20 protein-coding genes are annotated in these 25,241 nt (G+C 56.1%); 18 read left to right on the top strand and 2 right to left on the bottom strand.

The window, feature by feature from the left end:
• Positions 1 to 178: 178 nt before the first annotated feature.
• The 3 genes from KORLAC_RS03640 (at position 179) to eat (ending at position 4,311) form a co-directional block, all read left to right on the top strand.
• Entirely contained in the window at positions 179 to 1,885 is a 1,707-nt protein-coding gene (locus KORLAC_RS03640) for a calcium-binding protein (RefSeq protein WP_068303234.1), read from the top strand.
• Positions 1,886 to 2,039: 154 nt separating this feature from the next.
• The gene (locus KORLAC_RS03635; protein ID WP_068303231.1) at positions 2,040 to 2,666 is read left to right on the top strand and encodes a tyrosine-type recombinase/integrase; all 627 of its coding nucleotides are present in this window, start codon (positions 2,040 to 2,042) and stop codon (positions 2,664 to 2,666) included.
• A gap of 220 nt (positions 2,667 to 2,886) precedes the next feature.
• Positions 2,887 to 4,311 carry an ethanolamine permease gene (gene eat, locus KORLAC_RS03630; RefSeq protein ID WP_068303229.1) on the top strand — a complete coding sequence of 475 codons (1,425 nt, stop codon included), beginning with the start codon at positions 2,887 to 2,889 and terminating at the stop codon, positions 4,309 to 4,311.
• Positions 4,312 to 4,366: 55 nt separating this feature from the next.
• On the opposite strand, the gene KORLAC_RS03625 is transcribed toward eat, so the two are convergent.
• Entirely contained in the window at positions 4,367 to 5,008 is a 642-nt protein-coding gene (locus tag KORLAC_RS03625) for an alpha/beta hydrolase family protein (protein WP_153012236.1), read from the bottom strand.
• Positions 5,009 to 5,561: 553 nt separating this feature from the next.
• Here KORLAC_RS03625 and KORLAC_RS03620 point away from each other — a divergent pair.
• From KORLAC_RS03620 to KORLAC_RS03560, 13 genes are all read left to right on the top strand, one after another.
• Complete coding sequence (locus KORLAC_RS03620) at positions 5,562 to 7,700, top strand: TonB-dependent receptor (protein ID WP_068303223.1); 2,139 nt, start codon at positions 5,562 to 5,564, stop codon at positions 7,698 to 7,700.
• A 103-nt stretch (positions 7,701 to 7,803) separates the two neighbouring features.
• Complete coding sequence (locus KORLAC_RS03615) at positions 7,804 to 8,817, top strand: PepSY-associated TM helix domain-containing protein (protein ID WP_068303215.1); 1,014 nt, start codon at positions 7,804 to 7,806, stop codon at positions 8,815 to 8,817.
• Positions 8,818 to 8,921: 104 nt separating this feature from the next.
• Positions 8,922 to 9,971, top strand: a complete 1,050-nt coding sequence (locus tag KORLAC_RS03610) for an ABC transporter substrate-binding protein (protein WP_068303212.1) — start codon at positions 8,922 to 8,924, stop codon at positions 9,969 to 9,971.
• Between the two features lie 59 nt (positions 9,972 to 10,030).
• Entirely contained in the window at positions 10,031 to 11,752 is a 1,722-nt protein-coding gene (locus KORLAC_RS03605; protein ID WP_068303210.1) for an ABC transporter permease, read from the top strand.
• Positions 11,745 to 12,821, top strand: coding sequence for an ABC transporter ATP-binding protein (locus KORLAC_RS03600; RefSeq protein ID WP_068303207.1), 1,077 nt, complete (start codon positions 11,745 to 11,747; stop codon positions 12,819 to 12,821). Before KORLAC_RS03605 ends, KORLAC_RS03600 begins: the two co-directional genes overlap by 8 nt.
• A gap of 15 nt (positions 12,822 to 12,836) precedes the next feature.
• Positions 12,837 to 13,703, top strand: coding sequence for a carbon-nitrogen hydrolase family protein (locus KORLAC_RS03595; RefSeq protein WP_068303202.1), 867 nt, complete (start codon positions 12,837 to 12,839; stop codon positions 13,701 to 13,703).
• Entirely contained in the window at positions 13,700 to 15,196 is a 1,497-nt protein-coding gene (locus KORLAC_RS03590) for a M81 family metallopeptidase (protein ID WP_074519547.1), read from the top strand. Before KORLAC_RS03595 ends, KORLAC_RS03590 begins: the two co-directional genes overlap by 4 nt.
• A complete protein-coding gene (locus KORLAC_RS03585) occupies positions 15,196 to 15,927 on the top strand; it encodes an aldolase/citrate lyase family protein (RefSeq protein WP_068303197.1) in 732 nt (243 codons plus the stop codon). Before KORLAC_RS03590 ends, KORLAC_RS03585 begins: the two co-directional genes overlap by 1 nt.
• A 9-nt stretch (positions 15,928 to 15,936) precedes the next feature.
• Positions 15,937 to 17,436, top strand: coding sequence for an MmgE/PrpD family protein (locus KORLAC_RS03580; protein ID WP_139167698.1), 1,500 nt, complete (start codon positions 15,937 to 15,939; stop codon positions 17,434 to 17,436).
• On the top strand, positions 17,436 to 18,329 hold the full coding sequence (gene prpB / locus KORLAC_RS03575) for a methylisocitrate lyase (RefSeq protein ID WP_068303187.1): 894 nt from the start codon (positions 17,436 to 17,438) through the stop codon (positions 18,327 to 18,329). Before KORLAC_RS03580 ends, prpB begins: the two co-directional genes overlap by 1 nt.
• A gap of 106 nt (positions 18,330 to 18,435) precedes the next feature.
• Entirely contained in the window at positions 18,436 to 19,785 is a 1,350-nt protein-coding gene (locus KORLAC_RS03570; RefSeq protein ID WP_068303185.1) for a glutamine synthetase family protein, read from the top strand.
• Positions 19,786 to 19,801: 16 nt separating this feature from the next.
• Positions 19,802 to 21,184, top strand: a complete 1,383-nt coding sequence (locus KORLAC_RS03565; RefSeq protein ID WP_068303183.1) for an aldehyde dehydrogenase family protein — start codon at positions 19,802 to 19,804, stop codon at positions 21,182 to 21,184.
• Positions 21,185 to 21,195: 11 nt separating this feature from the next.
• Complete coding sequence (locus KORLAC_RS03560) at positions 21,196 to 22,380, top strand: iron-containing alcohol dehydrogenase (RefSeq protein ID WP_068303180.1); 1,185 nt, start codon at positions 21,196 to 21,198, stop codon at positions 22,378 to 22,380.
• Between the two features lie 6 nt (positions 22,381 to 22,386).
• Here KORLAC_RS03560 and KORLAC_RS03555 read toward each other — a convergent pair whose 3' ends face one another.
• Positions 22,387 to 23,046, bottom strand: coding sequence for a GntR family transcriptional regulator (locus KORLAC_RS03555; protein ID WP_068303177.1), 660 nt, complete (start codon positions 23,044 to 23,046; stop codon positions 22,387 to 22,389).
• 128 nt (positions 23,047 to 23,174) lie between these two features.
• Here KORLAC_RS03555 and KORLAC_RS03550 point away from each other — a divergent pair, with 128 nt between their 5' ends.
• Together KORLAC_RS03550 and KORLAC_RS03545 are read left to right on the top strand one after the other, a co-directional pair.
• Positions 23,175 to 24,098 (top strand): proline iminopeptidase-family hydrolase, encoded by a 924-nt coding sequence (locus tag KORLAC_RS03550; protein WP_068303174.1) that lies wholly within the window; start codon positions 23,175 to 23,177, stop codon positions 24,096 to 24,098.
• Between the two features lie 193 nt (positions 24,099 to 24,291).
• The coding region (locus tag KORLAC_RS03545) for an OprO/OprP family phosphate-selective porin (protein ID WP_160328587.1) at positions 24,292 to 25,241 on the top strand (950 nt) is incomplete at its 3' end.

Below are 25,241 nucleotides of genomic sequence, written 5' to 3'. Positions count from 1 at the left end.
ACGCCGCTCCTGCCATAGTGATTGAGATCATTGACATGATCTCAGAGCCGCGTCCTTAATTCAAGGCCGTGACAAAGAATTGACCGGTCCTCGCCCCATGGTGATTTTGCGATCTAAGCATCTTCCGGTAAGATACTCGCCAGTCCTGCGTACGTTCGAAAACGGGTAGGAGGCCTTCATGGCGAATATCAACGGTACATCCGGCAACGACAATCTGGTGGGCGGCAGCGGCGATGATTCCATGCGGGGCATGCTGGGTGACGATGTTGTGTCGGGGGGTGATGGCAATGACACCGTGGTTGGTGGCAGAGGCGATGATCTGCTGCAAGGCCAGGCAGGCGATGACAATTTGCGGATTGACCGCGGCAATGACACGCTTGACGGCGGTGAAGGTTTCGACACCGCTGACTATGCTTTCTGGACCACGGGCGGCAGCGCACCGCTGAAGATCGATCTTTCGGCTGGCACCGTGACCGATTTTGAGGGCGGGGTGGATCGCCTGATTTCCATTGAAAAGATCCTCGGCCCCGAAGGGGCTGACACGCTTCAGGGCAGCGACGCCGATGAATGGCTGGATGGCGGCTTCGGTAATGACACCATCTCCGGCGGTGGCGGCAACGATACGCTGGAAGGCAGCGCGGGCAGTGACCTGTTCATCATTGACGGCTCCGGCGCCATCGTGATTGAAGACTTCAGCACATCCGGCGACAGGATAGACCTGCAGCAATTTTCCAATATGACCAGTCTGAGCGCCCTGACAAATGCCGCCAGCCAAAATGGAAACAATCTTGTCATCACGCTGGACGGCAACACCACACTGACCCTGAAAGGGATCGCGTCGGACGACCTGGGCGCCGAAGATTTTCTGTTTGCTGAGGCCCAGAGTGGCGATTTCACGGGTACCGATGCCGCTGAGACGCACACCGGCAGTGATGGTGCCGACGTTATCAAGGGTAATGGCGGGAACGATAGCCTGAATGGCGGCGCTGGCAGTGATTTCATGACGGGCGGCAGTGGCGACGACACAATTGACGGTGGTGCAGGCAATGACCAAATCTTTGCGGGCCCCGGGGATGCGGGCGCGGACCGGTTCGCCGGCGGTGACGGCAATGACGTGGTCGGCGCCGGAGCGGGCGACGACTTGGTATTCGGTGACAATTTCGTCAGTGGGGCTACCGGTAATCCCGGTGCGGACATCATCTTTGGCGGCACGGGCAACGATATCCTGATAGGTGGCAGCTGGTCTGATGCGGACGAAGACAATCAGTTTGATCACGGGGAGCAGGTTAGCAGTGGCAGCGCCACTGACCAGATCTGGTCAGGCGATGGTGACGATACACTTTATGGCGCTAATGGCGCGGACGCGCTTGGCGGTGGCCTTGGCGCCGACGTGATCTATGCAGGTGCTGGCAACGATATTGTCTATGGCGGCAAGGATGATGGGGCGGATGAAGTTCGGGCCGGGTTGGGCAATGACACGGTTTTTGGCGGTCTTGGCAACGATATCATCCTCGGTGGCAGCAATGATGATCAGTTGTTCGGCGGCAGTGGTGCCGACACCGTGGATGCCGGTGACGGTGTCGATGAGCTATTCGGCGGTGGTGGCGATGATCTGTTAACCGGTGGTCCGGGCGCCGATACCTTCTATTTCGCCGGGGATCACGGCACTGACACAGTCAGCGATTTCGAGCTGACGGACGATGCGCTGTATGTCGTCAATACCAACACTGATTTCGCCTCTGTGGCCGATGTGGCTTCCGCTAGCCAGGACACGACAGTGAACGGGCAAACGGGCCTTTTGATCGACACCGGGGGCGGTGCAACCATCTTCCTTGTGGGGCTTACCGTCTCCGACCTAGACAGCATGACTATAGTGTTTGACTAATAGGTAGCAGCCGAGTTCAGCCTGGATGCCAGCGTCGACCTGAGGAATTGGCAATTTCCTCCCAACGCGTGCCATCTTGGCCGCTTTGGGTCAGAAAGTGCACTCAGTTAGTGGGAGTAGAATGACTGTTTCCTGATCAAAAAGGAGACAGATCATGAAACTCTTCTTTCAACACGAAAATTCCCATCAGCCCTGGAACAAAGGAAAACTGATTGGGCAAAAGCCACCTCTCAAACTGAAGGAGATTTGGGCGATCCGCATTCGCCTGCAATTGAAGGCTTCGGTTCGTGATCTTGCCCTGTTCAACCTGGCGATCGATAGCAAGTTGCGCGCCTGTGATTTGGTGAAGCTGAAGGTCTCTGACGTGTGTGACGGATCGGAGGTGAAGCATCGCGCATCGGTGTTGCAGCAGAAGACAGGTAACCCGGTCCGATTTGAAATCTCGAAACAAGCTAGGGAATCGATTTTGAAATGGATCACGAAATCTGGATTGGGAAATTCAGGCTACCTCTTCCCTAGCAGGGTCGATCGAAACCGTCATCTTTCAACAAGGCAATATGCTCGAGCTTTGAAGTCATGGATAAGCGACATTGGCCTAGACCCAAGCAGATATGGAACGCACTCACTCAGGCGCACCAAGGCTTCGCTCATCTACAAGCAGACCAAGAACCTGAGGGTGGTACAGCTACTGTTGGGACATTCCAAAATGGAGAGCACGGTTCGCTATTTGGGTATCGATGTTGATGATGCCCTTGAAGTTGCGGAGCAACTGGAAATCTAAAAGCAGACGTTCAGAGCGACCACTTTGGTGGTCGCTCTCTCGCCAGAAGCAGGCTATGTCTGAATCGCCTTGGGGAAGGGTTGTGGTGAAGGCATCTTTCATGCGGACCGGGCGGCAGAAGCCTATGATGTATCCCGCTCGTGGCGGTAACAAAGCGTGGCCTGTGGCGGAAAGTTTGCTACCTTGTTTCAAGATTAGGCTTGGGAAAGGGGAGGATGACATGGCTGAAGCAGGCGAAACCGCGGGCGAGGCATATCTTGCTAAACGGCAGTTGCGTAAGGGCACCGCCGGTTGGCCGCTTTTGGTGGGGCTGGGTGTGGCCTATGTCATTTCAGGTGATTTTGCTGGCTGGAATTTTGGGCTGGCACAGGGCGGTTGGGGCGGTCTTGTGCTAGCCACGGCGTTGATGGCTGTCATGTATACAGCCATGGTTTTTTCGCTGGCTGAACTGTCTGCGACGATCCCATCTGCGGGTGGGGGATACGGCTTTGCCAGGCGCGCGTTTGGTCCGTTGGGCGGTTTCCTGACCGGAACGGCCATTCTGTTGGAATATGCCGTTGCTCCGGCTGCCATCGCTGTTTTCATCGGGGCTTATATGGACAGTTTGATGGGTATTTCAGGGTGGCCGGTGTCGCTTGGGTTTTACCTGCTTTTTGTTGGCATTCATCTCTATGGCGTTGGCGAAGCGCTGAAACTGATGTTCGTGATCACCGCGCTCGCAGTTGCGGCGCTGGTGGTCTTCATCATCGCCATGGTGCCGCATTTCGAGGTGGCTAATCTGTTTGATATCGCGCCCACCGGTGAGGCGGGCACTAGTGCCTTCCTGCCATTCGGAGTGTTGGGGATCTGGGCAGCAATCCCTTTTGGCATGTGGTTTTTTCTAGCTGTCGAGGGGGTGCCGTTGGCCGCGGAAGAAACCCGTGACCCGGCGCGCAACATGCCCAGGGGTATGATTGGCGCCATGCTGGTTCTGCTCGCGCTGGCGGCCCTGATCCTGGTGTTGGCGCCGGGCGGTGGTGGCGCAGCGGCTATCTCGAATGCCGGTGATCCGCTTATTGCCGCCCTGGAAAGCCCAGAAGCCTATGGTGGCCCAACAACCGTTGGCACCATTGTGAATATCACCGGGTTGGCGGGGCTTATTGCGAGCTTCTTTTCCATTATTTTCGCCTATTCCCGTCAGGTGTTTGCATTGTCGCGTGCGGGCTATATACCGCGCTTCCTGTCGCTGACATCCAGGCGGAAGGTTCCCCATTACGCGTTGATCATTCCCGGTACGCTGGGGTTCTTGCTGTCGCTGACCGGGGAAGGTGATCTTCTGATCCTGATAGCAGTCTTTGGGGCTTCCATATCGTATGTGCTGATGATGGCGGCGCATATTGTCTTGAGGATCAAGGAGCCTGAAATGGTGCGGCCTTACCGCACTCCGGGGGGCATGTTAACCTCTGGGACAGCCCTTGTTCTTGCTGCGTTGGCATTGCTTGCCGGTGTACTGGTGAACCCTGAGGTCATCCAATACGCTGCTGCTTTCTATGCCATCATGATTCTGTATTTCCTGTTGATCAGCCGGCACAAGTTGGTGGCCCATGCGCCTGAAGAGGAGTTCGCGCTGATTGAAGAGGCAGAGCAGGGACTGGCCGGTAACTAGGGCCGCTTCAGCACCAGGGGAGGTGCTCCCTCCATGCAGTACGCTGGCTTCCAGCCTATTCACGCATGTGTTTGGTGAAGAATTTGGCTGCGGGATCAGCGAGAGGAGGGGAGGAGTGCCCTACGCCGGCGATTTCCTCAATAGTCACGTTCAGGTCGTGGGATCGCCAGTTTTCATAAAGGGTGTATAGCCGGTCGATACGGGTGGTGCCGGCGCCGTTCGCCCCGGGCATCCATTTGCCTCGACCAGTCTGGTGCGTGATGGCCTGGGTATTGGTGTCTTCATTGCCGACAAGAAGCTGGGCTGGCACCTGTCTCATCGCAGGAAAATTAAGGGAGCAGCCGAACAGTTCTTCCATATTGCGCGTGCCGACCCACCAGTCTTGATCCGGGTTCATGAGGGTTACCGATCCTGGGGCCGCGATTGAAACAGCAGACAGGCGGGTGGGGTGAAGATAAAAAAAACGGTGGGCGAAATGGGCGCCACCTGAAAAACCAAACAACGCAAACCTGTCAACATTGATGTTATATAGTGCGGCGGCTTCCTCGATCATTTGCAAAAGAAGCAGGTCGAAGCGGATATCGCGGTAGGCGATATATTTATAGTTGTCGTTGTCGTTACGGTCGGCAATGCCGGATGGGAACAGGGGCGCAAGGATGATCAGCTTCTGCTCTTCCGCGAGATTGGCGAATTGCATTCTGATGTCTTGATAGTCCCGGTCGCTGCTGTGGACTGCGACCAGAAGGCGGTATTCTTCAGGTCCGTCCTTCAGGATCGACGGGGGTGCGTAGGTGCAAAACGAAAAGCGCTGGTCATGTTGGCAAGCGATGGTGGTAGATGCGCCAAGGTAATAACCGGATAATTGGAAATTGTTTTCTGTTGTCTGACCAGGCACAGCCGGTAACTCCCCAATAAAGAATAAAACACTAAACAGTTGCTCTTGATTCGAGCTTCCTCAAAATAGTCGCCAATAATGGCTTTAAAATCAAGAATATTTTGCAATTTTGACGATCTGATGCGGGCTATCTTCGTCGAAAAATAGCCAAATTCGGCAAGTTTCTGGGATTTTCTTTGGGCATAACTATTTGAAAAATATGAGTATTGTAATAATTTTTCGCAATTTTCGGATGCATCCCCAATTTGGCGTTGAAAAAGGCTACGAAAATGGCTACTATTTTATAAATCAGTTACGAGGAACCGCTTTCATGCGTGCTTGGGAATTTATAAATTGTTCTTTAGGGAGAAGAGACATGTTTTGTCTGTCAGGTGAAAAGCTGATGATGTCTGCATCAGCGATCGCCATTTCAATTGTGGGGCTATCTGCAAGCGTTTCGGCGCAAGATGCCGGGTCGGTTGACGGCGCGCTTATGGAGGAGATTGTTATCTCCGGTTCGCGCTTGCCAGCGTCTATTGAATCCATGCCAGGGTCGGTGACGATCATTGGTCAGGAAGAGCTGGGTAAGCAGCTTGCTGTAACAACAGACCTTGAGGCTATCTTGGGGCAGTTGGTGCCTGGCATGGGGACGAGTTCTGCGTCGCCCGCCAACTTTACCACCAGCCTGCGTGGTCGAAAGCCTGTGTTTTTCATCGACGGTGTGCCGATCACGCCGACGCTTAACGATGTCGGACGCGAGCTGCGCCTGATCGACCCCGCGGTCATTCAGCGTATTGAGGTGGTGCGGGGATCGTCTGCCCTTTATGGCAACAGCGCGGGCGCCGGCTTCATCAACTATATTACCGGCCCAGGGAAAAAGGGCGAGAACAGCTTCACCACAGAGGTTGGGACGCAGTTTTCTCTGACGGATCTGGGCAACGGCTTTCGTCCGTCGGTCAGGCAGTCCATGAGCGGCGGCAGTGACGCATTCGACTATGTGGCGTCAGGCTATTATGAAAAAGTCGGCGGTTTCTTCGATGCCGATGGCGACCGGATCGCGCCCATCCCAAATGGCTTCAGTGGTCTGGCCGATTCAGACATATACAGTCTTTACGGTAAGATTGGCTTTGATTTTGCTGAAGACCAGCGCCTTGAGGCCAGCATCAACAAATATCGCCAGAAACAGGATACGGACTATACGTTGCTCGCGGGTGACGTGTCCCAGGGGGTCAAGGCAACGGCCGTTCCAAAGGATGGGGTGGACGAGGAGGAATCTGATCAATTCCATAACAATCTTGTGGGTACACTTACCTATACCCATAACGATGTTATGGGCACGGGTCTAACGCTTCAGGGATATTATCAGCGATCGAAAAGTGTCTTTGGTTATTCGGCTAATCGCTTCCCGCTGACCGACAAGCCTTCGGCCCAGTCTGATACGGAATCCAAGAAATATGGCTTCCGGCTTGACCTGCGTACACCGCTTGCGTTCCTGTCGGATGGTGCAGAGCTTTTGTGGGGGGCTGACTATCTGCATGACGACACAGTTGCCGGCCTTGTTGATGGCCGCGAGTTTGCGCCCACTCAGGTTCTGAAAAGCCGTGCCGTATTCGGGCAGCTGTTTGTGCCACTATTTGACAAGTTCACGCTGACTGCAGGTGTTCGTCATGAAAAAGCTGATCTGACCATCAAGGACTTCACGTCTCTGTTCACCTTGGCGGAAATCACCGGCGGTACGCTTGAATATTCCGCAACGCCAGTAAATATCGGCCTGACCTATGATGTTTCCGATAGGGTCAGTCTGTTCGGTGGCTTCTCACAGGGGTTTGAGGTGGCCAGTGTGGGGCGTGTGCTTCGGTCCTATCCCGTAGACGTGAATGTGGAAATTTTGAGTCCGGAGCCAAACCTGATCGACAGCTATGAAGGTGGCGTGCGGACACATTTCGACAATATCACCACAGAGCTCGCAGTGTTCTATACGACATCAACGAATGCGCTGACTTTCAGCCCTGACCCCAACAATCCCGCGAACAATGTGATCGAGAGTCGGACCGCTGATGAGGTGTACGGTATCGAGTTTACCATCGCTGCGGATCTTTCTGACACCTGGCGGGCGGGAGGTAGCTACACCTGGCTTGAAGGTAAGGAAGATCGGGACCTGGACGGCACGTTCGAGCGCTATATCCAGCATCGTCGTATCCCGCCACGCAAGCTTACCGCGTATGTCGAGCATGATTTTGCCGACACCTGGCGGGTGCGTGTACAGGGGCTTTATTCCGGATCGCGGAAGAAATTCCCCGGCAGCACGGCTTTCTGGGAAGGCGACGTGAATGATTGGTTCCTGCTGGATGTAAGTGTTTCCGGCGATGTCGGACCGGGCACGCTTACGATTGGGGTCAATAACGCGCTGAATACAGACTATTTCACGCATATCTCCGAGACAGCACAGCGTAGTGATCGTTACTCGAAGGCACCCGGCGCTACGGCGTCGATCCGGTACCGTATCAGCTACTGAGGCAGTTCCTCACCCCTAACCCTCTAAATGAGGGCTCCTCCCCGTGCCCACCTCGATCATCATTGGGGTGGGCACTCTTTTTAGCAAGTGGAGAGTGCTAACCATGCGTCGCACGATTTATAAGTTTCACAAGTGGCTAGGTCTTGCCTTTGGCTTGTTGCTGATGGCGCAGGCGGGGTCTGGGGTGTTGCTGAGCTTCAGGCCGCAGATCCAGTCGCTTGAGCTTGCACATCATGCGGGGGGTGATGCAAAAATAGGTGTGAATGAGGCTGTGACGGCGGTTCTTGGGGCTTACCCTCAGGTGTGGCCGGAGCGCGCATATGTGGCGCCACAAGGTGACGCTGTTGTCGTTCGTTTAGCCGAGAATCATAATAGGCGATTTGTTGTTGTGTCCAGAAAGCATGACGGCGTCGTCCTGGCCGGGTTGCCACTTCACGGCACGTTTCAGTGGCTGTTCGAATGGCATGAGGGGCTTTGGTGGGGTGGCGCTGGGCGCTGGGTTTTGGTGTTTCAGGCTCTCCTCCTCGTCGGTTTTGTGGGCTCCGGCCTCTATTTCTGGTGGCCGCTTCGCCGCAAACAGGGGCTGAAGATCAAATGGCAGGCGCCACCTGTGCGTCTCTGGTATGATTTGCACCGGGTTATTGGTGTTTTTGCTGCGCCGTTTCTTGTTGTCTTGGTGCTTACAGGCAGTGTCATGGTGGTACGCGCGCTGGCGAGCGGCGGCGATTTGAAGCCACCCGTAAAGCAAGCGCAAGTCGCCAGGGTTGATGAAGCACTCAACTGCCAAGCTTGTGGGCGGTTGAAGGAATTCCGTTTCTCGCCAGATGGCGGCTACCACCTGATTTATGCTTCAAAGAGCGCCCCTTGGCCGCTGGCTGCTGACAGTATCGCAATATCGCCCGAGGGTCGGCCCAGCCCAAGGTTGGCGCAGGATGCTGCATCAGCTCAGAAAGTGTTGGGATGGATGTATCCGCTGCATACCGGGAAGGCTCTGGGGTGGTTCGGTCAAATGTTCGTACTTGTTGCCGGGCTTGCGCTGTTTGGGTTGCCTGTTTTTGGGGGGCTTTTGTGGTTGCGGCGACGGCCAAAAAAGAAAGCTGTTGCGCATGGCGCATAAATTGGCTACTATTTTTTAAATTGAGTCATTCATAGGAGGAAGCAGTGGAGCTTGGGAGTTTGAAGGGGGCGTTAGTAGCGTCTGCAATATTATGTGGAATATCCTTGGCCGAGGCTGGCGCGACTGACTTGCCTGACTATTATCCGGCGGACTATGACGCGATGGTTGAAGCTTCCAGGGCCGAAGAAAGCCTGCTGATATATTCGAATATCGCCGAATATAACTGGCGCGACATCTTTGACGGCTTTTCGGAAAAATATCCCTGGATCAAGATCGAGAGTATCGATCTGGGCCCATCCACCAGTTTTGAGCGCTACTATTCGGAAAACTCAGTGGGGAAACGCACGGCAGACCTGATCGTGACGGGCGCGCCTGACGGCTGGTACCGGTTCGCTGACAAAGGCGCGCTGGCGCAGTATTCATCTCCTGAAGCGGAAAAGATGCCGGAATGGAGCCGGCCCCTGCCGGGGCTCTATACGATCTCGGCCGACCCGATGGTGATCATCCATAACAAGCTTCTGCTGCGGGATGCGCCGGACAGTCTTGCCGATATTCGAGAGTTGACGGAGGAAGGCAGCAGGTACCGCGACAAGGTGACAACCTATAACGCCACCAGCCATTCTTTCGCCTATGATATTCACTGGTCGGTGACCAAGGCACTCGGTGACGCAGCCTGGCCGCTCTTTGATGACCTTGGCAGTCTTACGCGCTCTGAGAGCGGTGGCGCCGTGATGGTGGAGAAAGTCACGACCGGTGAATATGTGGCGGGCTATTTCGTATCGGGCATCACGGTGTTCCCGCGCATGAACCAGGCGGGCCGCGACAAGATCATGGGCTGGAGCCTGATCGAGGACGGTACCCCGATTTTCCATCGTAATATGGGCGTGACTGAGGGGGCGAAAAGTCCGAATTCCGCCCGGTTGATGCTTGATTATATCCTGTCGCACGAAGGCCAGGTGGCGGTCGGAAAAGGGGGGCTGACCCCATATCGCCCGGACGTCGGCGCAAACGAAGTGCCCTACCTGTCCTATGACATGATCGTCGACCAGATTGGCGAAGAGAATATCATTCATGTGGAATATGACCCGGAAGCTTATGAGCAGCGCGAGGCATTCCTCGCTCGCTGGAAACAGGCTTTCCGCATCAAAAACTGAGTAATTAACCTGGTTGGTCGGCGCCCATAGAAAAGCGCCGGCCCGGCGGAGAGTATGTTATGCAAAATGCAGCAGTATCTGACGAGCAGCCGTTCGGCGCAGCCTTTTCCAGAGCGAGACTGATCCAGTATTCGGTCGCGGTCGTCGCGCTCGTGCTGGTGGCGGCGCCCTTGGTGCCCATCATGTATCAAGCGGTACTGGATAAGCCGATCTATGACGGCCAGGCTATTCTGACGCTCGACAATTTCAGCCGGTTGTTCTCCAACCCCAAATTCTATGAAGCTTTCAAAAACTCTGTGGTCCTGTCGGCGGTGACAACGGTGATCGCGGGTATCATCGGTGTATCGACCGCCGTGTTCATCGGGCGCACCAACATCCCGGGGAAAAAGTTTTTTGGAGAGGTGGTGCTGTGGCCCATGTATGTGTCGCACCTGGTACTGGCCTTTGGATGGTTCATGATGTACGGCCCGTCCGGGTATGTGACGTTGCTGGTGGAAGGCTGGATCGGCGGCAAGCCTTGGGACCTTTATACAATGGCCGGTATGGCTGTCGTGGCAGGTGCAGCACAGGCGCCCCTGGTGCATCTATTCTGTGCGTCCTCGGTGGCGCGGGCGGATGCCTCGCTTGAGGATGCGGCAAGAACTGTCGGCGCGGGGCCGTTCACGGTACTGCGCCGGGTGACGGTGCCCCTGTTGCGCCCTGCCATTACCTACAGCGCCATGCTGAATTTCATCGGGTGCCTTGAAATGCTCTCGGTACCTCTCATCCTTGGTACACCGGTGGGCAAGGACTTTTTCACAACCTTCCTTTACACGCAGGGCTATAGCGGCTCCAATCCAGACTATGGCCTCATTGGCGCTGCTGCCTGTTTCCTTCTGGTGATGATCAGTATCCTTATCTATCTGCAAACCAAACTTCTGAAGAAGGCAGGGCGGTTCGTTACCGTAAAGGGCAAGGCCACGCGACCCAAAATCTTCGACCTGGGGCGATACCGCTGGGCGGTGTCTATCACGCTTGCAATCTATTTCGGTCTGACACTTTTCGTTACCGTTGGCGGGCTTGGGCTCAGGGCCTTCACCACCTTTCTGACGCCGCTTCTGGCGCCATGGGAATTGCTGACCTTTGATAATTTTGCCCTGATTTTCGAATATGACGCCTACCAGCGGTCCATCACCAACAGCCTGTTGGTCGCGGGTATCGGCGCGGCGGTCGCGGTCGCTTTTGTCAGCCTGATCACGGTGATCATCCACCGGTCCGGATTCCGGTTCCGGCGGGCGCTTGAATATGTTGCGCTCTATCCGCGGGCTGTGCCGGGGATCGTTGCCGGCATCGGTTTCTTCTGGGGCATGCTTCTGTTCCCGTTCATGGGACCGCTTCACGGCACCATCTGGATTTTGATCCTGGCATTCACCATGCGCACAATCCCGACGGCCTTTGGGGCCATTTCGCCGGCCCTGATGCAGCTCTCGCAAGACCTTGATCAAAGCTCGCGCACGGTGGGGGCCGACTGGTGGACCACGCAGCGCAAGATCATTCTGCCGCTGCTGCGCCCCGCGCTCTTCGGCGCCTATGTGCTGCTGTTCCTGTCCTTCCTGAAGGAATATGCGTCGGCTGCCTTCCTGTTCGCGCCCGGCAGCGAGATCATCGGTACCACCATGCTGCAATTCTGGGTCAATGGTGACAGTGGCCCGGTCGCGGCGCTGGCGGTCATTCAAATTATTTTGACAATCACTTTTGTGGTCTTTGCCCGCAAACTGTTGGGAGTGAAAGCTTATGGGTAAGCTGATTATTGATAACCTGTGCAAGCATTTCGGCGATGTGAAAGCCGTCGATAATGTCAGTATCACCGTTGAAGACGGAGAATTCTTGACCCTCCTGGGGCCATCCGGGTGCGGTAAGTCGACCACGCTTTTCGCTGTGGCGGGCCTTGATCGGCCGACTAGCGGGCGGATTCTTGTGGATGATGTGGTGTTTTACGATGGTGGCCAGCAGGCAATGATGCCGCCTGAAAAGCGTAACTGTGGCCTCGTGTTCCAGTCCTACGCCTTGTGGCCTCATATGACGGTTCGCGATAATCTGGCTTTCCCGCTGGAAATCAGGAAAATCGGAAAATCTGAACAGCAGAAGCGCATCACTGATGCCCTGGGGCTCGTTGAAATGGAAAACTATCAGGGTCGTTACCCACATGAGCTGTCGGGTGGGCAGCAACAGCGCGTTGCACTGGCCCGTACCCTGGTATACGAACCCCGTCTGATGCTGTTGGATGAACCGCTGTCGAACCTGGACGCCAAGCTGCGCATTCGGGCCCGTCGCTGGCTCAAGGAACTGCAAGGGCGGTTGGGCTTGACCACAATTTATGTCACGCACGATCAGATTGAGGCCCTGACGTTGAGCGACCGCATCGCTGTGATGGAAGGTGGCAAGTTGGTGCAACTGGGCACACCTGAGGAAATCTACAGCAGGCCGGTCTCCCCGTTCGTGGCTGATTTTATCGGTGCCAGCAACTTTATCGACGGGTTTGCAGGCGACGATGACGGTGACACTGTTAATATAACCTTGGCGGAAGATGTGTCCATTCGTGCAAAAGCTCGCCCCGGCGTTAAGAAAGGCGAGGCAGTGCGTGTGGCGGTACGACCGGAAAATATTCGTCTGGTGAACGGCAGTGGCGTGCCAGGTGGAAGTAATGCGCTTACTGCGTCAATCCGTGATCGTGATTATCTGGGTGCACGGTTTCAATATATTCTGGATGTCTGCGGTACCGAGCTGCGCATGGAGGCGGAACAAAACCTGGAGGGTAGCCAGGTGGATATCAGTTTCACCCCAGAAGATTGTATCGCGTTTCCCGCATAACCAGAGGAGGATGCCATGGCTCATATGCTCAATGTTGCATGTGTCCAGAACTGTGCAACAGATGATTTAACAGCAAACTTGGCGGAACTGAACGATTTGATTTCCCAAGCTGCAAGGGACGGTGCTGATATTGTGGCGTTGCCGGAGGCATGCGAATTTCTTAGCGGTGACAATCTAGCCATGAAGGCTCACGCAACCCCACTGGCAGAACACCATGCATTTCAGTTCCTTCGAGATTGTGCCGCGCATCACGGTATTTGGCTGCTAATTGGCTCCCTGACAACGCGCGACGACGCGGGTAGCATGGTCAATCGGTCTCTGCTCGTAGATCCAAAGGGTGATCTTGCAGCATCTTATGACAAGATTCATATGTTTGACGCCAAGGTGCCGGGGCAAAAGATGGAGCGGGAGTCTGATCTGTATCGGCCGGGTGGTACCGCGCAGCTTGCAGCATTACCGGGCGCTGTGTTGGGGATGAGCATCTGCTACGATGTCAGATTTCCTCATCTTTATCGTAGCCTGGCCAAGGCAGGTGCAACCATCTTGTCGGTGCCTGCCGCTTTCATGCAGGCGACAGGTGAAGCACATTGGCATGCCCTTTTGCGGGCACGCGCGATCGAAAACGGATGCTTTGTCATTGCCCCCGCGCAGACAGGATATCACTATGGCACCCGGTACAGCTTTGGCCACTCTCTGATCGTAGATCCGTGGGGAAGGGTCGTTGCTGATGCCGGCGCCAAGGTCGGTACCGTCCATGCGCAGATCAACTTGGAGGATATTTCCTGGGCGAGAAGCAGCATCATGAGCTTGAACCATGATCGGATCTTTGAGCCACCTTCACCTAAGCACGCACAAGACGTGTCAAAAGAGTTCGGGATGTGAAACGAGTAGCTGTGGCAGGTTTCCTTCATGAGACCAATAGTTTCGCCCATGGTTTGACGGGCTTGAGGGCATTTCAGGCTGCGGATGCCTGGCCTGGCATGCTGAGGGGTGATGAGGTCCTCACGGGTTTTGGCCCGGCCAATATTGCGATAGCCGGGTTTCTGGAGACTGCGAAGAACAAGGGATGGCAAATGGCGCCTCTCTTGTGGTGTTCGGCTGGGCCCTCAGGTGTGGTGGAGAGGGGCACGTTTGAAACGGTGGTGGCTGACCTTCTGTCGCGCCTGGAACAGGCGATGCCTGTAGATGCTGTGTTTCTTGATTTGCATGGCGCCATGGTCTCGGAAGCTGAGACTGACGCCGATGGTGCCCTGCTTGCTCGCGTGCGCGCCGTGGTGGGGCCCGATGTGCCGGTTGTTGCGGCGCTTGATTTTCACGCCAATGTCTCCGTCCGCATGGTGACTGAGGCTGATCTGCTTACATTTTACCGTACCTATCCGCATGTTGACATTGCCGACACCGGGCAGCGTGCTGCGGAATATTTGGCGACGTTCCTTGGCGGCGACCGGCCTATGAAAGCCTTGCGGTCAATGCCATTCCTTTTGCCACTTGGGACACAAGATACGATTGATGGCCCGCTTGCAGCGGTGATGGCGGAAATCAGGGAATTAGGGCATGCCGCCGGGGCCATAGTTGAAATTGCCGCCGGCTTCCCCCTTGCTGATACCTTTGAGGCCGGGCCTGCCGTATTGGTCTACGCACGAGAGAAAGCCGTAGCTGAGGTGGTTGCTGATGAGGCTGCCATGGCGTTTGGCAGGCGGGAAAACGAGTTCAGTCTTAAGATGATGTCGCCGCGAGAGGCTGTGGCGGTGGCGCAGGAGGCGAAGCATAGACATGGTCCCCTCCTGTTGATTGATACGCAGGACAACCCTGGCGGAGGTGCCACCGGAGATACCGTCGGATTGTTGCGCGCCATGATCGAAGGAGGTTGCCGCAAAGCCGCGCTGGGGGTTCTTTTTGATCCAGAAACTGCGCAGCAGGCCCACAAGGTGGGTGTGGGGAGTGATTTTGTGGTCTCCCTGGGGGCAGAGTCCCAACCAGGGCAGGAGTTGCCGTTTAAAGGGCGCGCAAAGGTAGTGGCGCTCGGGGACGGGCGCTTCACCGGAACCGGTCCCTTCTACCACGGCTGTGATTTTTCCCTTGGGCCGATGGCTTGTCTGGAAATTGGCGGGATGCGGGTCGTGGTTTCAAGTGTCAGGCAACAGGCTGCGGATCAAGCTATGTTCCGTCATGTGGGCGTGGAACCCGCCGATACCAAAATCCTGGCGCTGAAAAGCTCGGTCCATTACCGGGCGGATTTCGATGCCATCGCATGCGACACCATCATTGTGAAGTCGCCAGGGTTGAATACAGCCAATCCGGCTGACCTGACATACCGAAACTTGCGCCCTGGCGTACGCGTGGCTGGCGGTGACTTGATCAGAAGGGGTGCATAATGAAGTTGGGAGTATGGCTGGCCACTGCCAATACAGTCGCAATCGAAATGGCAAAAGATCTGCGGGCTGACTTCGCGGTGTTGGACCTGGAACACGGTATTTTCGACCCCACGGCCTTGGATGCCCTTGTTGGTTTTGCGACCGCTGAAGGCGTTTTGCCGATCGTGAAAGCCGGGGCGCCAGAGGGCCGGTTTGTGATGGAAGCGCTTGACCGGGGGGCGGCGGCTGTATTGATCCCGCAGGTGCGGGATCTTGGACACGCGCAGAATGTGACGGCCTATGCAAAATATCCGCCCATGGGGTGTCGGGGTGCTTCAGGAGGACGAGTGTTCGGGTATAAACCTGCGTCAGCTTCGTTCTACCGGAACGAAGACACCCGCAAGCCATGCTATGTCATGATCGAAACTGCGGGGGCACTGAAAGATGTGGATGCCATCGCGGCCTTGCCAACCGTGGATGGCTTGTTTGTGGGGCCAACAGACCTATCCCTATCGTGTGGTCGGCCCGCTTACGAACAGTCCGCCGCAGACTTTGAGGACATTGCCCGTATCGCTGCCGCCGCGGCTGCGAATGACAAACCCTGGATATTCCCCGCGTGGTCGGATGTCGAGCAGCGTTTCGCCCGTGACCATGGTGCCAGCATGATGGTTGTTGCCAACGAGCACGGTGCCTTGAAAACGGGGCTGCAGGCAGGGCTGGATAGTGCGCGCCAGCGCCTGATAGTGATCTGAAACATGACAGTGGCGCACCATACAGTTCGGTCTTGGGCCGCACACGAGCAACACTCGAAACATGATGAGCTAGCCTGGAAGCTGGCCGGTGTGGCGTTTGCCGCGCCGCCTGAAGATGCTGTGGCGGATATGGTGGTCAACCGCTTGATCGATAATACGGGTGTAGCCATGGCTGCGCTGAACCGGGCGCCGGTGACGGCCGCACGGGAACAGGCGCTTGCGTTTTCGCGCGCTGGGGGCGCCACACTTTTTGGTGTATCTCGTTTCGCCAGGGTCGATGCAGCGTGGGCGGCGTGGGCCAATTCTGTTGCGGTGCGCGAACTGGATTTTCACGACACTTATCTGGCGGCAGACTATTCCCACCCGGCAGACAATATTCCGGCACTTCTGGCTGTGGCCCAACAATGTGGCTCATCGGGGCAGGCGTTGCTGCGAGCTATTGCCATCGCCTATGAGGTTCAGATTGCGCTTACCCGTGGTATTTGCCTGCACGCCCATAAAATCGATCATATCGCTCACTTGGGGGCATCAGTCGCGGTGGGGCTTGGGGCATTGCTGGGGCTGGACCGGGATGTAATCTATCAGGCTGTTCAGCATGCGGTGCATGTTTCCTGTACCACACGGCAATCCCGCAAGGGGCACATTTCCAATTGGAAGGCCTTTGCGCCGGCCCACGCCGCCAAACTTGCTGTTGAAGCCGTGGATCGCGCTATGCGGGGGCAAACATCGCCATCCCCGATCTATGAAGGGGAGGACGGTGTCATTGCCCGGCTGCTTGGCGGGGTAGGGCAGGCCTATGATATCCAGTTGCCGGAAGAAGGGGCGCCCGTCAGATCTATTCTTGAAAGCTATACCAAGGCGCATTCGGCAGAATATCAAAGCCAGGCACTGATTGATTTGGCGCTACGGATGCGTGGCCGAATTACTGACCTGGAAAAGATTGCTGCCATCACCATTCACACCAGCCATCATACACATTACGTGATCGGCTCGGGTGCAGGTGATCCGCAAAAGATGGACCCCCAGGCCAGTCGGGAAACGTTGGACCATTCCATCATGTATATCTTTGCCGTGGCCTTGGAAGATGGGGAGTGGCACCATGAAAAGTCCTATTTGCCAGCACGCGCTACAAGATCTGCTACGGTGCGCTTGTGGCACAAGGTTTCAACCCTTGAGGATGCTGGCTGGACAGCGCGATATCATGCGACGGACCCGTTTGAACGCGCCTTTGGCGGACGCGTGGAAATTCAGATGAAAGATGGCAGCAGAATCGAGGATGAACTGGCCGTTGCCGACGCGCACCCCGCGGGTGCGGCGCCTTTCGGGCGGCCTGAATATATCGGCAAGTTCAAAAGCCTGACAGATGGGTTTCTCTCCATCAGTGCGCAGGACAGGTTTCTTGCGTCAGCGCAGGCGCTGAACAGCCTTAAAGAGACGCAGTTGGACGCATTGATGCCGGAACTGCCATCATCAGACCTTCACCGATGTAATAGGAAGGGAATATTCTGATGCTGCGGCCTTCCCTGAGTGTTGCGGAGAAACGTCAACGGTTCCAGACCGGGTTGAGGTCAGGCCAGTTGCTGCGGTTGCCGGGAGCCATTTCCCCCTTGTGCGCAAAGCTGATCGAGCAGAAGGGGTTCGACGGTTGTTATGTATCAGGAGCCGTGCTTTCTGCCCAGATGGCATTACCCGATATCGGCCTGACAACCTCGACAGAGGTGGTCGCTGCCAGTGGAGCCATTGCGGCCGCAATACCGTTGCCCACACTAGTGGACGCTGATACCGGTTTTGGGGAACCTGTGAATGTGGCGCGCACGGTTGCTGCCCTGGAAGGGGCGGGATTGTCAGGGTGTCATCTGGAAGATCAGCGCTTGCCCAAACGGTGTGGCCACCTGGACAACAAAGAGCTGGTGCCCGTTGATGAAATGTGTCGGAAGATACGTGCAGCGAAAGAGGTGTTGGCGGATGATAATTTCCTGCTGATGGCTCGTACTGATGCCCGCGCCACCGAAGGCCTGAGCGCGGCGACTGATCGGGCCAAGGCTTATGTGGATGCTGGCGCGGACGCGGTATTCCCGGAAGCCCTGGCGAATGAGGCTGAGTTTGAGGCTTTTCGAAGTGCCATTAGCGTGCCACTTCTGGCGAATATGACCGAGTTCGGAAAGTCGCCTTTGCTGTCGCTCGATCAATTGCATAATCTGGGGTACAATATGGCTATCTATCCGGTCACCCTGTTGCGGCTTGCCATGGAGGCGATGGCGCGAGGTCTTGACGCTCTTGCGCGGGACGGAAACCAGGAAAGCGTGGTCTCGGATATGCAGACACGTAGGCAACTATATGACCTGCTAAAGTATGACGATTACGACCGTTTTGACGACGGTATCACTAATTTTCGGCTGTAAAGATTACCCCCGCGTTTCCCAATGTTCAGTTAGCTGTTGCGGGCATTCTATAATTGGCGTACAAATTGGCTACTATTTTGAGGTTTTAGATTACGGAGGATAAAGCATGGTGAGCTTGGCAGAGGTCAAGACGATGATTTCCGCGAACAGAGATCGTCACGTGAAGGTTGGCCTGTTTGATATCGATGGCATCCTTCGGGGCAAGTATCTGTCGGCTGACAAATTTCTATCGGCGCTTGAGGGCGGGTTTGGCTTCTGTGATGTCGTGATGGGCTGGGATATGGATGACCAGCTTTATGACAACGTGTCGTTCACCGGCTGGCATACTGGCTATCCAGATGCACAGGCTCGCATCGTACCGGAAAGCTACCGCACGCTTGCGGCAGAGGGCGGCACGCCCTTTTTTCTAGCGGAATTTACGGGTAAGGCCGCAGAAATCTGTCCTCGCAACCTGCTGCAGCGTGTCCTCGATCGCGCGAAAAACATGGGGTACACAGTTAAGGCCGGTATCGAATATGAGTTTTTCGTGTTTGATGAAACGCCTGAAAGTGCGCGTGAAAAAGGGTTCCGTAATCTGACGCCTTTGTCGCCAGGCGCTTTTGGCTATTCCGCACTACGCTCGTGCGAGCATGCTGAATTTTACCAGGCCCTTCTGAAGGGTGCTGCCGATATGGGTATCCAGATCGAAGGGCTGCACGAAGAAACCGGCGCGGGTGTTCTGGAGGCCGCCATTACGGTGAATGACGGCCTTGCCGCCGCCGACAATGCAGCGCTTTTTAAGCTGATGGCGAAGGTGGTCGCCCGTGCCCATGGCAAAATGGTTAGTTTCATGGCGAAAACTTGTCAGGAATGGCCGGGTCAAAGCGGCCATATGCACCTGTCCTTATGGAAGGATGACCAGTCGGCTTTCTTTAAGGAGGAGGCTGAACACCGGATGAGCCCGGTGATGCGTCAATTCGTTGCGGGCCAACGGGATGGGATGCCGGAAATGCTGGCCATGATTGCCCCCACCATCAATGCTTACAGGCGAATGGTACCGGGTTTCTGGGCACCCACCACATCCACCTGGGGTGTGGAAAACCGTACGTGTGCCTTGCGGGTAATTCCCGGCAGCAAGAAAAGCCAGCGGGTGGAATACCGGATTTCGGCTGCGGACGCGAACCCGTATCTTGCGCTGGCGGCGGCGATCGCATCTGGTCTCTGGGGCGTTGAAAACGAGCGCGACCCGGGCCAACCGATGACCGGTAATGCGTACGACGTCCCTGTTGGCGACGAACACAAGCTGCCGCTGACACTGTGGGATGCGGCCCAGCGCCTGCGGGCAAGTACAGCGGCAAGGGATTGGTTTGGCGACGCTTTCGTTGACCATTTCGCGGCTACCCGCGAGTGGGAGGAACGCGAATTCCGCAAGCATGTCACCGATTGGGAACTCAATCGATATTTCGAAATTATCTAGGCGTGGTTCAGTAGGTATGTCAGTAAAAACAGTTTCCCCCATTGATGGCCAGATCGTAATCGAACGGCCATATATTGAAAAAGAGCAGGCCTTTGCGTGCATTGACGGTGCAGGCATTGCTCAGACTGCGTGGGCGAGTGTGCCAGTGAAAGAGCGTGTGAGGCTCCTTGAGAATGCCATTGACTATATGGTGGTCCAGGCAGATGACCTCGCCCGCGAAATCACCTTACAGATGGGGCGCCCCATCAGCCAGACACCGGGCGAAATTGCCGGGATGGCCGGGCGCGCACGCTATATGCTCTCCATTGCCGAAGAGGCACTCGCAGGCTTGTCGTGCGAGGCACCAGAGGGGCAGCATCATTTCATCCGTCGGGCGCCGCTTGGCGTGGTGCTTGTTGTCAGTCCCTGGAACTACCCCTATTTGACGGCGGTGAACGTTATCATCCCGGCACTTGCGGCGGGGAATGCCGTGGTGTTGAAGCCGTCTGCCCAAACCCCCTTGATTGGTGAACGCTTCGCTGAAGCCTTCGATGCGGCTGGCTTGCCTGCGGGCCTGTTCCAGTGCCTGCACTTGAGCAGGGAAACAACAACTGCAGTCGTGCGAGAAGCGGATATTCATCATGTAGCCTTCACCGGCTCTGTTGGGGGTGGCGCGCAAATGGAAACAGCGGCAGCCGGCCGGTTTCTCAGCATGGGGCTTGAGCTGGGGGGCAAGGACGCGGCCTATGTGCGCGCAGACGCCGATATTCAGGCCGCTGCCGAAGGGCTTGTGGACGGCGCCATGTTCAATTCTGGTCAGTCCTGCTGTGGTATTGAGCGCATCTATGTGGCGGCGGAGCGGTATGACGAGTTTGTCGAGGCATGCGCGACCATCGCCAAGGGATACCGCTTGGGAAATCCGCTGGACCCGACAACCACACTGGGGCCGGTTGTAAATGTTCAAGCGGCAGAGCATATCCGGAGTGAGATAGCCAAGGCAGTCTCTGCGGGCGCCAGGCCGCTGGTGGACGAGACTGTGTTTCAGGTGGCGAAACCTGGGACGCCCTATGTGGCCCCTCAAATCCTCGTGGATGTCGATCATTCCATGTCCATCATGACAGAGGAGACCTTCGGCCCGGTTGTGGGGGTTATGCCAGTGGAAGATGACGACGCAGCGATCAAACTGATGAATGACAGCCCTTATGGATTGACCGCCAGCATCTGGTCCTGTGATGAGGCTGCTGCGCTTAAGATTGCTGACAAGCTTGAAGTGGGTACTGTGTTCATGAACCGGTGTGACGCACTTGAACCCGCTCTGGCGTGGGCAGGTGTCAAGGATACCGGCAAGGGCTGCACACTGTCGCGCTATGGCTATGATGCTCTGACGCGGCCAAAATCTTTCAATTTCAAATATTCTTAGGGTCAATTTTCATGACATCGGAACAGGTAAATTTCTCTGCGAATTGGAACTATCCCACTGCGGTGCGCGTCGGCGCTGGTCGCATCCGCGAATTAGCGGGCTTGTGCGGGCAATTTGGTATAACCAAGCCGTTGGTGGTGACCGACCGGGGCACCGCGGGGCTTCCGTTCACCGCCGAGATTGTGACCCAGTTGGCTCAAGCCGGGTTGGGTGCGGCATTATTTGATGCGGTTGACAGCAACCCGACAGTCACGAATGTGGAAGATGGCGCGGTAGCCTTTCGCCAAGGTGGGCACGACGGTGTCGTGGCCCTTGGCGGCGGCAGCGGCCTGGATGCAGGGAAAGCGATTGCCCTTTATGCGGGGCAAGATCGCCCCTTGCGTGATTTCGAAGACGCGGGCGACAATTGGTTGCGGGTGAATGAAGCCGGTGTGTCGCCGGTGATCGCTGTGCCAACCACGGCGGGCACGGGGTCTGAAGTGGGGCGTGCATCTGTGATTACCTTCCCAGACACCCATGAGAAGAAGATCATCTTTCACCCCAAAATGCTACCGGTGGCAGTTTTGTCAGACCCTGAGCTGACAGTTGGCTTGCCGGCAGGCCTGACCGCCGCAACCGGGCTTGACGCTTTTACCCATTGTTTTGAAGCCTATTGCGCACCCGGTTATCATCCGATGGCGGACGGTATCGCCCTTGAAGGCATGCGCCTGATAAAAGAATGGCTGCCGGTTGCCTATAATGAACCCGGCCATATCGAGGCCCGCACCCATATGCTGGTGGCGGCCAGTATGGGGGCAACTGCTTTCCAGAAGGGCCTTGGGGCCGTGCATGCGCTTAGCCACCCTGTGGGTGCCTTTTACGGCGCACACCATGGGCTTGCGAACGCCGTGTTCCTGCCCTTTGTGATGCTCAGGAACAGGCCCGCCATCGAGGAGAGAATGATACGCCTTGGGGCGTTCCTGGGGCTGGAAAACCCCGGGTTTGATAGTGTGTTTGAATGGGTGATGGATTTCCGGCGGCAGTTTGATATCCCGAATACGGCCGATGTTCTGGGGGTGCGGGAAGAGGATATCCCCGCGCTTGCGACGGCTGCAGAAGCAGATCCGTCAATAGGCGGCAACCCGTGTTCCATCAGCAGGGAAGGGTTGGCTGACCTATTCCATAAGGCGCTAGCGGGGGACTTATCCCCCGCCTAAGGGCCTTCAAGTATTCTCGTCTGTTACGGGTTTAGAGAATTCCCGCCAGCGATTAAGGTGTCGATAAATGGTATAATTCAGCCCGTCGGCATCTTTGCGGCGCAGCATTTCAACCATCTGCCGGTGGTCTTCGTTACTGGCACGCAAGCTAGCCACGGTTTCCCAGCCACCTTCCCGGCCAGGCAGGCCTCGATCCCGCAGTTCCCGAATCTGGGTGATCAACAGGTCATTGCCACCAAGCGAGTAGAATTTGTTGTGAAACGCCATATTCAGCTCTATGAGCTCTGCACGGCTGGCGGTGTTGATGGCGGCTTCAAAGTCTTCCACCATCTGGCCTAATTCTGCGACATCGTCATCGGTGCATTTCTGCATCGCAAGTCGCCCGGCGGCGGTTTCCAGGATCGTTCGCACCTCATATAGTTCCGCTCGCTCGCGGTCAGACGGGTTAATAACCCGGTAGCCACGGTTTGGAACATGATCAATCAGGTGTTTGGCAGCGAGAGCCGACAGCGCCATTCTCACTTCAAACCGGTTCGCATTGTACCGATTTTCAATGTCAGCCTGCTTTAGCCACTCCCCCGGGCGAAAATATTCACTCAGAATATCCGCCTGTAACTGCTGTGCGACTCCATTTTCCGCCGCTTCTGCTGCATTTTTTCTTGTCATATGATAAAATAGTAGCCAATATTGTTTACAGATTTAATCGCCTATATTTTATAGCAGTTATCTGCGGGTAACGCTAGTGCCGTGTTCGGGCGATCTGGGTTTAGACAAGTGACTTTTTGGAGATGAAGATGAATGCGCCCAATAGCAAGCCAATAACGCCCGGACCAGAACGGGAACCCGACGATGTCATCCGCATTCGCCTTGAGGAAGGCTATGATGTGGTGGCCTACAGTTTCGGTACCGGAGATGAAGTATTGTTTTGTGCCAACGGGGGGCCGGGCCTGCCATGTGATTATGTGCGAGACAGTCACAGCCTGATGGCAGATCGGGGCTTCCGGGTGGTGGCCTGGGACCAGTTGGGGTGCGGCCGGTCGGATAGGCCGGATGATACAAGTCTGTGGACGCTTGAGCGTTATGTCGCAGAAGCTGAACAGGTCAGAAAAGCGCTGAACCTAGGGAAAATCCATTTTCTCGGCCAATCGTGGGGCACGTGGATGGGTACAGAGTACGCGCTGACGCACCAGGAGAACCTGAAGTCCCTGATCCTCGCGGATGGCAATTGTAATATTCCGCGCCTGGTTACGGACCTTCTCAAGATGAGGGAAGCTCTGGGCTCAGATACAGTAGCTATGATGAAACGCCGAGAAGCCGATGGAACAATTGACCATCCCGAATATGAAGCGGCTATCACGTTGTTGAATTACCGACATGTTTGTCGGCTGGATGAATGGCCTGCGGCGTTAAATCGGTCATTGGATGACTGGAATATGGGCCCCTATATGGCCATGCAGGGGCCAAATGAATTTACATATACCGGTAACATGAAAGACTGGAACCGTGTTCCAGACATGCCCAAGATACTGGTGCCCACGCTGTTGATGAGTGGTTTGTTCGACGAAGTCTCGCCTGCCTGCATCATGGAAATGCATGATGCACTGCCAAATTCTGAGGTGCGTGTGTTTCTTGAAAGTTCTCACATGCCGTTTTTCGAGGAACCAGAAGCCTATTATGAGTGCCTGGAAGGTTTCTTGCGCAGGGCGTCAAACGCCTAGGCTGACGCGATACACCCGTTAAATGGATTATATCAAGATGAGGAAACGATGATGCATACGGGCCATCGCAGGGGGGCTTGCGGCCTTTAGCGAGACGACCGAGGCGTCCGAGGTTGATTTTTTCGGTCAGCTTCAGTTGGACGCCACGGACGTGAGCCCTGCGGGTGCACCGATGTTGTCGGCGGGGGATGTGTTGCGCAGTCTGAAGGCCGGGGTTGGGGTTGAGGTGTCAGACCGGCTGGGCGGTCAGGTGGAACTGGCGATGCCCTCAGGCGGCAACGTCAGCCTGGATGACAGCTACCTGCACTATAGGGTGACGGAAAACACATCGCTGTCGCTTGGTCACTATAAGGTTTATCACACCATGTCTGCAGCCACGAGCGAACGCGATGGCGGCCTGCCGGAACGTAGCATGGTCTCGGACGCCTTTGAGGTAGGTACAGGGGGCCAGCTTGGGGCCTTCCTTCACAGCTACGGCGATAGCTGGAGCCTGCAGACAGGGGTGTCGCTTGATGACCTGAATGAGGATACCGAAGACACCGATGGCTGGGGCCTGCATGTCCGTGCCACCTATGCACCGATCCTGTCAGGCACCAGCTTCCTGCATGTTGGGCTGTCGGTCTATCACCGCAATGAGAAGGATGACATGCTGTCCCTAGCCGCACAGCCAGAAGCCTGGCTGGACGGGGATGACGTGTTCACAAGCAGCCTTACCCCGGCAGACCGGTATCGGCATGCGAATATTGAGGTGGCGGGCTCCCGTGGCCCTTGGCTGATACAGGCCGAATATGGCGGCCTCAGAACAAAGGGCACAGAGACCTACACCTATGATGGTGGCTATGTCGCAGCCAGCTATGTGCTGACGGGGGAGCATCGGCCCTATGACGCTGCATCCGGCACCGTTGCTGCGTTGGTGCCAGCCCAGCCCCTTGGCCACGGCGCAGGTGCGTGGGAGGTGTCCGTGCGCTATAGCCGCCTGGACCTGCAGGACAGGGGGCAGGGCACCTATGGTCATACGTGGGCTGCTTCCCTGAATTGGTACGCGACAGAGAGTTTGCGCCTGATGATTGGCGCTACCGACTTCAGCACCGATGGTGACACACACCAAAGAGGCAACACCTTTGGCATGCGTATGCAAATGGG

Origin of the sequence: Kordiimonas lacus (assembly GCF_001550055.1) — a bacterium.
GTDB lineage: Bacteria > Pseudomonadota > Alphaproteobacteria > Sphingomonadales > Kordiimonadaceae > Kordiimonas > Kordiimonas lacus.
Note: the sequence above shows the minus strand (reverse complement) of the source record. Positions and strands in the feature narration are given on the sequence as shown.